Origin of the sequence: Streptacidiphilus sp. BW17 (assembly GCF_041262485.1) — a bacterium.
GTDB lineage: Bacteria > Actinomycetota > Actinomycetes > Streptomycetales > Streptomycetaceae > Streptacidiphilus.
This window is the reverse complement of record NZ_JBGCCR010000037.1, coordinates 18,305-31,585: the sequence shown is the minus strand read 5'-3', so window position 1 is coordinate 31,585 and position 13,281 is coordinate 18,305. Positions and strand designations below refer to the sequence as shown.

At 70.2% G+C, this 13,281-nt stretch carries 11 protein-coding genes; 4 read left to right on the top strand and 7 right to left on the bottom strand.

Annotated elements, in window-relative coordinates; translation table 11 throughout:
* Window positions 1-9 precede the first annotated feature (9 nt).
* The 4 genes from ABH940_RS31515 to hemA all read right to left on the bottom strand — a co-directional run bounded on the left by ABH940_RS31515 (window position 10) and on the right by hemA (window position 4,390).
* Complete coding sequence (locus ABH940_RS31515; RefSeq protein WP_370106837.1) at window positions 10-1,314, bottom strand: acetyl-CoA carboxylase biotin carboxylase subunit family protein; 1,305 nt, start codon at window positions 1,312-1,314, stop codon at window positions 10-12.
* Window positions 1,311-2,273, bottom strand: a complete 963-nt coding sequence (locus ABH940_RS31510) for a 3-oxoacyl-ACP synthase III family protein (RefSeq protein ID WP_370072104.1) — start codon at window positions 2,271-2,273, stop codon at window positions 1,311-1,313. Before ABH940_RS31510 ends, ABH940_RS31515 begins: the two co-directional genes overlap by 4 nt.
* A complete protein-coding gene (locus ABH940_RS31505; RefSeq protein WP_370106836.1) occupies window positions 2,270-3,115 on the bottom strand; it encodes a TauD/TfdA dioxygenase family protein in 846 nt (281 codons plus the stop codon). Before ABH940_RS31505 ends, ABH940_RS31510 begins: the two co-directional genes overlap by 4 nt.
* Before the next feature lie 66 nt (window positions 3,116-3,181).
* Window positions 3,182-4,390, bottom strand: coding sequence for a 5-aminolevulinate synthase (hemA, locus tag ABH940_RS31500; protein ID WP_370072102.1), 1,209 nt, complete (start codon window positions 4,388-4,390; stop codon window positions 3,182-3,184).
* A 423-nt stretch (window positions 4,391-4,813) separates the two neighbouring features.
* Between hemA and ABH940_RS31495 the strand changes: the two genes are divergently transcribed.
* Both ABH940_RS31495 and ABH940_RS31490 read left to right on the top strand, forming a co-directional pair.
* Complete coding sequence (locus tag ABH940_RS31495; protein ID WP_370106835.1) at window positions 4,814-5,317, top strand: luciferase family protein; 504 nt, start codon at window positions 4,814-4,816, stop codon at window positions 5,315-5,317.
* Between the two features lie 180 nt (window positions 5,318-5,497).
* Window positions 5,498-5,665 (top strand): hypothetical protein, encoded by a 168-nt coding sequence (locus tag ABH940_RS31490; RefSeq protein ID WP_370106834.1) that lies wholly within the window; start codon window positions 5,498-5,500, stop codon window positions 5,663-5,665.
* 126 nt (window positions 5,666-5,791) lie between these two features.
* On the opposite strand, the gene ABH940_RS31485 is transcribed toward ABH940_RS31490, so the two are convergent.
* Complete coding sequence (locus ABH940_RS31485; protein ID WP_370106833.1) at window positions 5,792-8,746, bottom strand: BTAD domain-containing putative transcriptional regulator; 2,955 nt, start codon at window positions 8,744-8,746, stop codon at window positions 5,792-5,794.
* Window positions 8,747-9,034: 288 nt separating this feature from the next.
* On the opposite strand from ABH940_RS31485, the gene ABH940_RS31480 reads away from it, so the two are divergent.
* A complete protein-coding gene (locus ABH940_RS31480; protein ID WP_370072098.1) occupies window positions 9,035-10,018 on the top strand; it encodes a LuxR C-terminal-related transcriptional regulator in 984 nt (327 codons plus the stop codon).
* A 22-nt stretch (window positions 10,019-10,040) separates the two neighbouring features.
* On the opposite strand, the gene ABH940_RS31475 is transcribed toward ABH940_RS31480, so the two are convergent.
* Window positions 10,041-10,703: a monooxygenase family protein gene (locus tag ABH940_RS31475; protein WP_370072097.1), complete on the bottom strand. Its 663-nt coding sequence runs from the start codon at window positions 10,701-10,703 to the stop codon at window positions 10,041-10,043.
* Between the two features lie 74 nt (window positions 10,704-10,777).
* Here ABH940_RS31475 and ABH940_RS31470 point away from each other — a divergent pair, with 74 nt between their 5' ends.
* Window positions 10,778-11,422, top strand: coding sequence for a MerR family transcriptional regulator (locus ABH940_RS31470; protein WP_370106832.1), 645 nt, complete (start codon window positions 10,778-10,780; stop codon window positions 11,420-11,422).
* A 7-nt stretch (window positions 11,423-11,429) separates the two neighbouring features.
* Here ABH940_RS31470 and ABH940_RS31465 read toward each other — a convergent pair whose 3' ends face one another.
* Window positions 11,430-13,067 carry an amidohydrolase gene (locus ABH940_RS31465; RefSeq protein ID WP_370106831.1) on the bottom strand — a complete coding sequence of 546 codons (1,638 nt, stop codon included), beginning with the start codon at window positions 13,065-13,067 and terminating at the stop codon, window positions 11,430-11,432.
* Window positions 13,068-13,281 lie beyond the last annotated feature (214 nt).

Here is a 13,281-nt window from a genome sequence, read left to right as displayed (position 1 = left end):
GACCGCGACTCAGGCGCGGGACAAGGCCGGTACGTCGGGGGCGAGGGCGGGAGCGGGGACAGCGGCCGCAAGCAGCACGGGCGCTGCGGGCGCTGCGGGCACTGGGGGCACTGCGCGTACTGCGGGCACTGCGGGCGTCGCGGTTCCGACGCGGACGGCCCGGGCGCATTCGGTCAGGAACCTGCCGAGCTCGACGGAGTCCTCCGAGGAGGCCTCGATGAACACCGGCACCAGCCACTCCTGGTAGGTGATGTGGTCCGGCAGCGGCGCCCCCGGGGCGAGGGTGTGCAGGACGTCCACTGCCGGGTGCACGCGCAGGTGTTCCGGGATCTCGATGCGGTGCTCCGCACCGGCTCCCAGGTGGTGCCCCGGGAAGCAGAGCCACGCGTGGTAGCGGCCGGTCGAGGGGGCCGGCTCGGGCCGGGGCAGGCCCAGCCGGATGGCGATCTCGTGCGCCGGAAGGTGGACGCCCGTGTGGCCCAGGTGCGCCTGCAGGACGCCGGCGCCGCCCATCCGGTTGGCGACCTCCAGAAAGACCAGCTCGCCCTGCTCGGTCTCGAACATCTCCAGGTGGATCGCGCCCTCGGCGATCTCGAGCGCCTCGACCACCTGCGCGGCGAAGGCGAAGTGCCGCTCGTCCTGCGGCAGTTGGTACGAGCCGAGCGGCTCGCCCGCGGCGAAGTCGACCGGACGGTTGACGTACCGGCTGACCACCAGCTCCAGCAGCCGACCCTCGCCCACCAGTCCGTCGGCATGCAGGATGGCGCCCTCGACGTACTCCTCCAGCTGGTAGTCCTTCGGATTCTCCAGGCGGCGGTAGGCGACCAGGGCCTCGCGGGCGGTGTCGTGGATCGTCACCCCCTCGCTCGACGCGCCCTGCCGGGGCTTGACGACGGTCCGCCCGGACCAGGGCAGCGGCCCGCAGGGAGGCGGCGCAGCCACGAACCGCGGGTAGCGGATCCCGGACTCGGCCAGCGCCTCCTTCATGGCCACCTTGTCGCGGACCCGCTCCAGCTGCCGGAGCGAGGGGCCGTCGAGCCCGAGGTGCTGGCGGACCTGCCAGGCCTGCAGGATGCCGAACTCGGAGAGCGAGAGGACCTTCTGGTAGCCGTCGGCCGGCGAGGTGCGCCGGGTGACCCCCTCGACGAGATCCTCGTGCGCGTCGAGCTCGATGCGCCGCGCGGGCAGGTCGGCGGGGAGGTCGGCCATGCGGTGGGGGTGGCCGATGTAGGTGACCTCGTGCTCGGCGTGGTCGATGCCGAGCCGGTAGTCGATCTTCCGGTAGGGGACCTGATGTATGACGAGGATTTTCATCCCTGGAACTCCAATGCGGTGATTCCCCAGGTGAAGCCCATGGCGCTGGTGGCCAGCAGGAGCAGGTCGCCCGGCTTCAGCAGCCCCTGGACACGCAGTTGCTGAAGGGCGATCAGCGTGTCGGCGCCGCCCATGTGGCCGAGCCGGGAGTAGTTGAAGACGCTCTTCTCTTCCGGAAAGTCGAGCTCGCGCAGCAGCCGCTCGTGCATGTCCCGGTCGCCCTGATTGATCAGGAGGTAGGACACCTCGGACAGCTTCCGGCCGAGCGCGGCCAGCGTGTCCTCGATCAGTGCGGTGAAGTTCCGCACGTACGCCTCGGCCAGGCCCTTGCGGTGGGCACCACGGCGGATGAGGACCCGGCCCTCCTGGTGCTCCCCGGCGTAGTAGTCCGACCACCCCGGGTCGGTGCGCATCGCCGAGTGGAGCAGGACGAACGGGCCACGGGAGCCGGGGGCGACCAGCACGGCCGCCGCCGCGTCGCCGAAGTTGAACAGCGCCTTGGACTGCGGGTCCGAGTAGTCGACCATGCGCGAGAGCTGGTCGGCCACCAGGACCAGCGCGTGGCCCGTGCCGCGCAGTTCGAGCTTGTCGCCGGCGATCTTGAGTGCGGTCATCCCGCCGTTGCAGAAGTTGGACACCTCGAAGCAGTGCGCCCACTCGATGCCCAACCCGTGCGCCACCTTGGCGGCGGGAGACCAGAACGGGACATCCCACTCCCCCGATCCGGCGTAGACCACGTAGCGGATGTCCGCCGGGTCGACCGTGTTCCGGTAGAGCACCTCGCGCGCGGCCCGGAGGGCCATCTGCCAGGAGAGCTCGTCCTCGTCCAGCGCGGGGAACCGCGCGGCATGCGTGATCTTCAGGATGTCGGCGGCCGGTACCCCGGAGGCGGCGTGCATGCCCGCCACGCTCACCTGCCCTCCGGGGTAGCCGATCCCGAAGTCGACGATGCCGCTCACGGCCGCCGGGTTTCGATGCTGACGCGGTGCACGGTGCGCGAGGCGCCCGGCTCGACCTCGGTGGCGATGTGATAGGTGGTCCGGGTCTTCCAGATGACCAGGTCGTTCGGGGTCCACTGGTGGGTGTAGACGTGGGCCTCGTCATGGATGAGGCCGTCGAGCATGGTGAAGAAGGCCTCGTTCTCGTTCGGGTCGAAGCCCAGCACCGAGTCCATGTACTCGCGGGAGCCGTAGACGTACTCACGGCCGGTGTACTCGTCCTTGCACACCACCGGGTGCTCGACCTTGGGGTGCTCGATGTCGATCAGCGCCTTGAACTCGGCAACCGACAGGCCCACGTGCTCCTGGCGGATCCGCAGCCGCTTGCCGACAGTGTGCAGGCCGATCCGGTCGGACAGCTTCGCCTTCCACTCCTCGGGCATGCGGTCGTACACGTCCACGGCGTTGGCGAACTTGGTGTGGCCGCTGCTGCCGGGCACGTTGACGCCGTGCAGCATGGTGTAGGGCGCGGGGTCGGCCACGAAGGACGAGTCCTGGTGCCAGAAGTTGCCTACTCGGGCGACGCCGAGCGGCTTGTCGTCCTTCATCTCGTTCGAGGAGATCATGATCTCCTCGAACTCGGGGTGGCGGTACTTGCTGATCAGGAACGGCACCGGCCGGCCCAGTCGGGCGGCCAGGTCGATCTGCTGCCGCGGCGTCAGCTCGATACCGCGGACCACCACCAGCTCACGCTCGTGGACTCCCTGGACGAGCTGCTCCCATACCTCCGGGCGCACCAGGTCCTCGTAGCCGGCGTCGCTCAGCTCCAGGCCGATGAAAGGGGTGATCTCGGTGATGTTCACGGTTCCTCCGTCATGCGTGGGTGGGGGTGCGGGTGTGGGTGGGGGTGCCTGGCTGCTGTTGCTGTCTCAGTTCTCATGCAGGCACTGCTGCATCGAGGCGGCGAAGTGCGTGATCTGCGCCTCCGTGCGGAACGGACCGACGGTGACGCGGAAGCGCTCGCCCCCGCGGGCCACCGAGGGGAAGTTGATGGGCTGGACGTAGATGTCGTGCTTCTCCAGCAGGGCGCGGGACACCCGGCGCACGCGCTCCCCGCCGGGCACCATCACCGGTACCAGGTGGCTGTCCGCGTCGATGAAGTCGACGTCCCTGGCGCGGAGTTCGGCTTTCATCAGCGCGGTCTTGCGGTTCAGCTCGGCGCGCATGCCGGTTCCGGCCCGGACGAGCTCCAGGCTCCGCAGGGTGGCGTCCATGGCGGCCTGCGGCATCGCCGTGGTGAAGATGAAGCCGGGGGCGTGGGAGCGTACGTAGTCCAGTGCGGCGTCGGGGCCGGCCACGTAGCCGCCGACGGTGCCGATCGCCTTGCCGAACACGCCCTGGACGAAGGTCGCCCGGTGGTCCCCGAGCTCCTCGCTCAGACCCGCGCCGGTGGCACCCCGGACCCCGATGGAGTGGGTCTCGTCGAGGAAGGTCAGCGCGTGGTACTTCTCCGCGAGATCGAATATCGCGGAGGCCGGCGAGACGTCACCGTCCATGGAATAGACGGATTCGAAGACGATCAGCTTCGGACGGTCCGGGGCGTACCGCGCGAGTTTCTCCTCCAGATCCGCGAGATCGTTGTGCGCGAACACCTCCTTGGTGGCCCCGGAACGAATGATCCCCTCGATCAGCGAGCGGTGGTTCAGGGCGTCGGAGAAGACGACCATGTCGTCGATCGCGGCAATCAACGTGCTGAGCGTCTCGAAATTGGCCACATAGCCGCTGGAGAAGGTGAGGGCACGCTCCTTGCCGTGCCAGGCGGCCAGCCTGCGCTCCAGCTCGACGTGGGTCGTGCTGGTGCCGGCGATGTTCCGGGACCCGCCGGTCCCGGTCCCGTGCAGGGCGGTCGAGGCCAGCTGCGCCCGGATGACCTCCGGGTTCTGGCTCATTCCCAGGTAGTCGTTGCTGCACCAGACCTCGATCTTGCGACCCTCGTACATGGTGTGACCGGGGTCGGCGGCGAGGTGCCCGACCGGCAGGAACTCCCGGTAGAGCTCGCTCTGCTTCAGCTCCGCGATCCGCTCCTCGAAGGAGTCGAAGACCGTCGGCTGCCGGGTCTCGAAAGCGGTGATTGTCATTCTGTCCCCTCCAAGGCGCACTTCATTCGATCCATAGCTGAATGCGCGACTGAATGCGTGACGAATACCGCAGGAAAGGGATTCACCCGGAGTTTCTGGCCGGTTTTCCCCTGTTCCCGCCGTGCTTTCCGGTAATCATCCTGACCCATGGCCGACGCTGAATCCAAGCGATTCGGCTGGCACGATCTCGCCTGTCGTCCTCACGCCAGTACAGCCGCCTCCGCGGCACCCGGTCCCCGTGCCCTGACGCGATACGGAAGGTTTGAGACCCTACGGGCGATGTGTCAGGCTTCCACCTGCTCAACCCTGTTGAGCCGGGGGGATATGGTCGGGAATCAGATGGGAACGGCTGATGCCAGGTTGCCGGGAAGACATGTACGCGCGGGTGCGACGCACGGCGCCCGCCGGATGGGAGAACCCCCTGTGAATCTGCCCGAACTGGACCCGCCCGAGCTGGACCTGCCTGAGCTGAAGCTGCCCGAGCGCTCCGGCCCTCCGCCGCTGGTGTCGCCCGACCACCCCGTCGAACAGGTCACCCAACCCGCCCCGACGCACCTTCAGGAAGAGCTGCTCCAGGTGCTCGAGACACTGCCGGGGGTGGAGATCCGGCCGTCCCTCATCTGCGTTCCGGGCACCCGGGCCGGTCATCTGACGCCGACGCTGGCGCACGGACCGCTCCAGGCCTTCCTGGCCGGCACCGAGTTCGCCCATCTGCACCCGGTGTACGACGGCAGTCTGCACGTGATGCTGCCGCCGTCAGCAGTCGAGGCCGTGGTGACCGGAGGCTGGGGCATACCCGCCGGTCCCGCCGGTTCGGTGCTGGTGTACGGACCGCGCGACGACGCGGAGGCCGAGGTTGCCCGGCAGCTTCTGCTGGCCGCGTACCGGTACGCCTGCACCGAGCCCCGCGGCGGCCGACCGAGCTGAACCCCGGCGAACGAAAGCGCACGAATCACCTCAACAGCCCACCGGTATCCCTGAATTGGGCCCGGAGCGCTGCTTCCGCAGGGATACTCGGGCGCGCGGGATCGCTAGGGGAACGGATCGGGAACGGGTGCGACGAGCCTCGAGGTGTCGGACCAACCGCCACTCTCAAGGGGTAGAAGCATGCGCAGCAAGCTCATCGCACTCACCGTCGTCGTCTGCGGTCTCCTCGCCCTCGTCCTGTGCCAGGCCATGCCGGGTGCGGCGGCCACCCAGGGCCACCGCCCGGCAGGGGCCCTGACGCTGGCGGATGACAACCCCATCCCCAACATCTCCCCGGCCGTGTCGTGAACACCGCTTCGTGAAAACCAAGTTGGGAACACCGCGTCGTGAACGCCGAGTTGGGGACGCCCAGCAGATCAGGCCGGGCACAGCGGATCAGGCCGGGCAGAGCGGATCAGGCCGGGGCAGAGCGGATCAGGCCGGGCGGCGGCGCTCCTCCGGAATGCCCATCGCGGCGAACAACTCGCCTGCCCGGCCCCGGTGTTCTCGCGCCTGCTCCGACTCCCCCAGGGCCTCGGCACAGGCCCCGAGCCCTTCCAGCGCGTAGGCCATCTCGATCCGGAACCCGGTCTCCTCGGCCAGTCGCAACGCCTGTCCGTGCCGTGCCTGGGCCTGGACGTGCTCACCCCGGGCCTGGTGGATCCGACCCAGGATGTTCTCCACCGTGGCCCTGCGTGCGGCCGAACCGCTCGTCCAGACCAGGTCCAGCGCGCGCAGCCCGTAGTCGTAGGCCACCGACGGACGGCCCGCCCGAAGGTGTGCGTCGGCCAGCCGGGCCAGGACCAGTGACGCGTTGCCCGGCCGATGCAGGGACCGGTGCAGTTCCTGGGCGTTCGTGAGGACGTCCAGCGCCTCCTCGTACGACCCCAGGCCGAGATGCGCGTTGGCGAGGTTGACCAGGGCCAGGGCCTCGTTGTCCACCTCACCGAGCTTGCGGTTGATCTCCGCCGAGGTGCGCGCCGCCTCGGCCGCCGCAGGGTACCTGCCGAGCAGGGCGCTGACCGAGCTGATGCTGATCAGCGTCGCCGCCTCCTCGCGCGGACTGCCCAGGGCCCGGTGCAGCAGGAGCGCCGCCTCCAGATCGCGCAGGCCGTCCGCGTACCGGCCCAGACTGTTGCGGAAGGCCCCGAGCCTGCCCAGGCAGGCGGCCTCCCCGTGCCGGTCACCGATCTCCACCGCGATCTCCAGCGCCTGCTCCAGCGCGTCGACGCCCTCCTGCACCCGGCCGAGCTGCCACAGCGCGACCGCGAGATTGGTGAGGCTGAGGCGGAGCAGCAGTCGGTCCCCCAGACGGCGCGATGCAGCCACCGCGAGCTGACCGGCTTCGAGCAACTCCTCGCCACAGCCCTGCATGTGCAGGAACGAGGCGAAGGCGCGGGGCAGATAGGCGCAGTGCCAGTCCAGTCCCCGCCGAGCGGCCAGCCGGACGGCGACGAGCAGGTTGCGGTGTTCCCGCTCGAACCAGGCAAGGGCGGCGTCCGGGGTCGCAAAGGCAGGCAACGCGGCGGTCGGGGCGGGGAGTTCGATGCCGAACTCGACCCGGCCGGGGAACAGCACCTCGCAGGCGCCCTCGACCGCGAGCACGTAGTTGTCCAGCAGCCGACTGACCGCAAGGCCGTCCTCGGGCGCCGTCTCGGCCGTGCACAGGCTGTGGGCGAAGCTGCGGACCAGGTCGTGGAAGGTGTACCGGCCCAGCTCGTGCTGCTCCAACAGGTGCGCGTCGAGCAGCAGTTCCAGCAGCTCCTCCGCCGGGACGGTCGGCGTTCCCAGCAGGGCCGCGGCGGAGTGCACGTCGAGGTCGCCCGGGTGCAGGCTCAGCAGCCGGAAAGCGTTCCGGCACTCCGCATCCATGGCGAGGTACGACAACTGGAGGGTGGCTGCCACGCCGCGGCTGCGCGAGGCCAGTTCGTCCAGCTTCCTTGCCTCGTCGGACAGCCGGTCCACCAGGTACTGGATGGTCCAGCGCGGCCGGTGGCTCAGCCGGGCCGTCGCGATCCGCAGCGCCAACGGCAGCCGGCCGCACAACTGGACCAACTCCTCGGCCGCCGTGGGCTCCGCGGCCACCCGCTGCTCGCCGAGGGTGCGCTCCACCAGCGCCAGGCTGTCCTGCACGGAGAGCACACCGATCGACAGAGCCCGCGCACCGTCCAGGTCCACCAGCCGGATCCTGCTGGTGATCAGCACCATGCACTTGGGGGAGGACGGCAGCAGGGGGCGTACCTGCTCCGCATCGGCGGCGTTGTCGAGCAGGATCAGCAGTCGGCGCTGCGCTGTGGTCATCCGCCACAGTGCGATCTTGCTGAGCAGGTCGTCGGGAATCCGGTCGCCGGGCAGACCCAGGGACCGCAGCATGACGTCGAGCACCTCGCTGGGCTCCCTCGGCTGCTGCCCAGGTGTGAAGCCGTGCAGATCGACGCTGATCTGCCCGTCCGGGTACAGCTCGGCGAGCCGGTGGGCGGCGTGCACCGCCAGCGCCGTCTTGCCACTCCCGCCCATCCCGTCGATCGCGAGGATCGGGGTGCCCTGCGCGACGGGCTCCGCGGCCGCCGAGAGCAGCTGCTGCAGCTGCTCGGTCCGGCCGGTGAAGTCCTGGACGTCGTACGGCAGCGAGCACGGGGCGGGGGCCGGCTGCGCGAGAGCATGCGGCTCCGCAGTGGCCGCAGTGGCCGGGCCGGTCTGGGCGGAGGGGGCGGACGGGGTCGGCGGGCGCGGGGCGGCGAGTTCGGGGCTCGCCCGCAGGATGCCCTCGTGGAGCCCGCTCAGCTCGGGCCCCGGGTCGATCCCGAGTTCCTCGGCGAACAGCGCTCGCACCCGCTGGTACTCCTCCAGTGCCTCGGCCTGTCTACCGGAGCGGTACAGGGCCAGCATCAGCTGGCCGTGCAGAGACTCTCTCAGCGGGTTCTCCCGGGCCAACTCTCTGAGGTCGCCGACCAGTTCGGCGGCCTCGCCCAGGCCGAGCTGCAGCTCGAAGAGCTGCTCGACGGCGGCCAACCGTCGCTCCTCCAGGGAGGTCGCGGCGGCCTGGAGCAGCATGCCGCCCTCCCCGGCCAGCAGCCTGCCCCGCCACAGTTCGAGCGCCGCCCGGAGCTGGTCGACCGCGTTGACCGGCAGTCCCGCGGCCACCGCCTCCCGGGCACGGCGCAGGCGCACCCCGAACAGGCTCAGATCCACCTGGTCGTCGTCGACGGCGACGCGGTAACCGGGACCGTCGGTCACGAAGAGGGCGGCTCCCCCGGGTATGCGCTGGCGCAGGTCGGCGACGATCTTCCGGATCTGGTGCGCGGCGGTGGCCGGGGGCGCGTCGTCCCAGGTGATCTCCACCAGTCGGGCGACCGGAACGACCCGGCCGGGCTCCAGGAGGAGAGCCACCAGGACCCGCTCCTGCAGCGGACCACCCAGACGAAGACGTGCCTCTCCAGCCCAACACTCCACTGTGCCAAGAATGTTGAACCGAATCCGACGTTGCTGGGGATCGACCCGCATACGCATTCCCTCATTGCCGTGCATAAGCCCAGGTCGGGCCGCTGGCACGGATACTACGGAACCTGGTGTCCAGGGGGTACCGAATCGGGAGGGGACCGGGAACGGCTGCTCTCATGCTGAGACGGTCAACAGGCGCGTCCTCGCCTGACATCCCTTGGCCACCGGAGACGAGAAGTGCTGAAACTCCCGCACCTGGATCCGACGTCCGTCACCGTCTATCGGGCTCATGTCGCCCAGCCCAGCGCCACCGAAGAGCAGCTCTGCGCCATGCTGGGCATCCCGCTCGACGAGGTGCGGCGCGCGCAGCGCCAACTGGAGACGCTGAACCTGCTGCGCCCGGCGCCGAACGGCCTGTGGGTCGCGGTCCACCCGGAGACGGCATCCGAGCTGCTGCTCTCCGAAGCCGAGCGGGCCCTGCTCGAACAGCGCACGGCGATGGCCAGCACCCGGGCCCGTCTGGACGCGCTGACCGGCGACTACCTGGACGCCCTCAGGCATCGGCCGGTCAACCGCGGCGTCGAGAGCGTCGAGGGCCAGGAGGAACTGCGGGCGGTCATCGAGGAACTGACCCTCGGCTGCCGCTCCACCGTGGACGCCATGGTCCGGATCAGCGATCACGCCGATCGGGAGTTGCTGCCGGAGATGCAGCTCGACCTCGCGATGCTGGCCGGCCGCGTGCGGGTGCGGACCCTGATGCAGCGCACCGGACCGGGCAACCTGGGCACCAAGTACCTCCGGGCGATCTCCACCGCCGGTGCCCAGGTGAAGAGCCTGACCATGCTGCCCGCGTGCATGTTGGTCTTCGACGGCACGACCGCGGTGCTGCCCCTCGGCCCCGGCGGCGCGCCGGGCCACGGCGTGGTGATCCGCGACCCGGCGGTCCTGCAGCTGCTCACGGAGCTGTTCGAGCAGCATTGGGAGCAGGCGAGCGATGTCGCCGACCCCGCGGCGGCGACGGCGGACGCGGGCCCGACCGACATGGAGCGCGCCGTGCTGCGGATGATGGCGGCGGGCAAGAAGGACGAGGTGATCGCACGCCAGGTCGGCGTCTCGACCCGTTCGATCAGCCGGGTGATCGCCACGCTGATGCAGCGCCTCCAGGCCGACAGCCGCTTCCAGGCAGGCGTGCACGCCACCGCCAACGGGTGGCTGGCGTGACTGTGCCAGGGACAGCTGCCCGCTATCGGGATCCCGCGTCCCGACGGCTGATCAGCGCCTCGACCGCGGTGTCCGCCTCGGCCCTGGTGGTCGCGGTGAAGACCGGGTCCTCACCCCGGTCGTAGCCGTGGCCGCCCTCGCGGGAGATCGCGGGTTGGAGGCCCATGATCGCGCCCAGGCCCGTCGGCGGCATGTCGCCGTAGAGGCACTGGTAGCCGCCCGCCCGGACGGAGAGCATCTCGTGCCAGATGCCGACCGCGCCCCTGCCCGCGAAGTACCGCTTCCAGAATGCGGTTTCGGCCGGTCGGTGGGAGCGCTGCGGGTCGTGTGCGAAGGCGCGGATGTCGCCGGCCCGGCGCCAGTACTGGATCACCATGACCTGGCCCGGCCCCGGGCCCAGGAGCAGGCGGTAGCCGAGCAGTCCGCCCTCTGGGTCGGCGGAGAGCTCGCGCAGCATCCGCGGCATGGCCATCAGCACCGGAACCCAGTGGCGCACCGAGAACCAGCGGTTGACCCGCAGGCCGATCAGCATCATCGCGACCGGCTCGTCGTTCTCGGCCAGGTACCGCCCGCGCAGCGGACCGCGTCGGTGCTCGCGCGCTTGCTCGGGGGTGCGGGGCCCTACTCTGGTCCATTCGGAGCGGGCCAGCAGACGTATACCGTTGACGAGATTGAATCCGTCCATGCATGGATAGTCGCACTATCCACGACGTCTGTCGAGATGTCAGATCGGAGCAAGTCCAGGTGCAGCTGTCGGAGTTGAGCGAGCGCAGCGGGGTCTCCACGGCCAGCATCAAGTACTACCTGCGCGAAGGCCTGCTCCCCGCGGGCACCCCCGTCAGCGCGCGGAAGGCCGAGTACGACGACGACCATCTGCGGCGACTCCGGCTGATCCGGGCGATGCTGTCGGTCGGCGGGATGTCGGTGACCCAGGCCCGCGACGTCCTCGCCGTCGCCGAGGACCCGGCGTTCGGCCGTCACGAGCGGCTCGGCATCGCCCAGTACCTGCTGCCCCCGCAGGTCACCCCGCCGGAAGCGGAGTCGGACGCGGCGGCTCACGCGCGGTGGACCGCCCTGCGCACCGAGGTCCTGGCCCTGCTGCGGGACGAACTCGGCTGGCAGATCACGGAGTTCGCCCCCGCCCTGGACACCCTCACCCGCGCCCTGACCACCCTGCGCGACCTCGGTTACCGCGCGGACGTCGCGTTCCTCCAGCGCTACGGCGAGGCCCTGCGCCCGATCGCGGAGGCCGAGTACCAGGTGATCGAGGAGATCCCGCAGGTGGAGGAGGCGATCGAGGCGACGATCGCCTACACCGTGCTCTACGAGCCGGTGCTGCTGGCACTGCGCCGGCTCGCCCACGAGGACGTGTCGGCGCGACTCCATCCGAACGCCGTGAACTGACGTATTGTCAGCTCCGGCGGAAGACCCGCTCGCCGCCGACGAAGGTCTGCTCGACCGTCGTCGCACCGATCTCGTCGGCGGGGCCCGCGTACGGGTCGCGGTCGACCACGACCAGGTCGGCCAAAGCGCCCGGACGGATCACACCGGTCTCGTCGAGGTGGTTCACGTGGGCGCTGCCAGCCGTGTACGCGGCCAGCATGGTGGTGAGGTCGATCCGCTGCTCGGGGAGGAAGACCTCCCGGTCGTCGCCGTGGTTGACCCGGTTGACCGCGACGTGGATGCCCTCCCACGGGTTGGGCGTGCTCACCGGCCAGTCGCTGCCCGCCGCCAACGTCGCGCCCGCGCGCACCAGATCGCCGAACGGGTACTGCCAGTCGGCCGACTCCCCGCCCAGGAACGGGATGCAGAGCGCGTCCAGCTGCGGCTCGTGCGCGGCCCAGAGCGGCTGCAGGTTGGCGATCGCGCCCAGCTTCGCGAAGCGCGGGACGTCGTCGGGGTGGACCACCTGCAGATGCGCCAGGTGGTGCCGGTTGTTGCCGCGTCCGTTGGCGTGCAGCGCGGCCTCGACCGCGTCCAGCGCCTCGCGCACGGCACGGTCGCCCAGCGCGTGGAAGTGCACCTGGAACCCGAGCGCGTCCAGCTCGGTGACGTACGACCGCAGCGCGACCGGATCCACAAAACTCAGGCCGGAGTTGTCGGTGGTGCAGCCGCAGGCGTCCTTGTACGGGACGGTCATCGCGGCGGTGAAGTTCTCCGCGATCCCGTCCTGCATCACCTTGACCGAGCCCGCCCGGAACCGCCCGGCCGTCAGCTTGTCGCGTCGTGCGACCAGCTCGGGGATCTGGTCCGCGCCGCGCTCCCGGTCCCACCACAGCGCGCCGTTGACCCGCGCGGTCAACTGCCCGTCGTTGGCGGCGGCGAGGTACGCGTCGGAGACGTCCGGCTGGCCGTTGAAGACGCCGAGGATGGCGTCCTGCCAGGCGGTGATCCCGAGCGAGTGCAGGTACGCCTGCGCACGCAGCAGACCCTTGACCCGGTCCTCGACGCTCGCCTTGGGAATGACCCGGGCGACCAGGGCGGTCGCGCCCTCCTGCAGCATGCCGGCGGGCGTGCCGTCCGCCTCGCGCTCGATCCGGCCGTCGGCGGGGTCGGGCGTCTCCGCGGTCAGCCCGGCGAGCTCCAGGGCACGGGTGTTGGCCCAGGCGCCGTGGTGGTCGCGGTTCAGCAGGAAGACCGGCCGGTCCGGCACGACCGCGTCGAGCTGCGCGCGGCTCGGCAGTCCGCCCTCGAAGGCCTCCATCGCCCAGCCCGCGCCGGTGATCCACGGCCGCTCCGGAAACGCGGTGGCGTACGCGGCGATGCGGCGGGTGTACTCACCGAGATCGGTCGCGCCGGAGAGGTCGCACTCCCCCATCTCGACGCCCCCGTACACGGCGTGGATATGCGCGTCCTGGAACCCGGGCAACAGGGCGCGTCCGCGCAGGTCCACGATCTCGGTCCCGGGCCCGGCGAGTTCACGCAGGTCGTCCTGCCCCACCGCGAGGATCCGCTCACCACGTACGGCGACAGCGCTGGCTCGCGTCCGCGCGGAGTCCATGGTGAGCACGGGGCCACCCACGAAGAGGACGTCGACGTCGTTAGGCATGCGTTTCCCCTGTCACCAGCGTTGGTCAGGTTGCATGTTAACTCTTACCTGTCGCCTGCTCAGATCAGACCAGACGCATATGCCAGAGAGCGCACGAGGTCGTTGCAAACGTCCAGGGGCGCGGGGAGCTGCGCGAAAGGCCACCCGCGCAGGTAGAGCCCCGACGAACAGGGCCATCCGCTCATCAGTGGTGTCTCGCGCAGTTCCCCGCGCC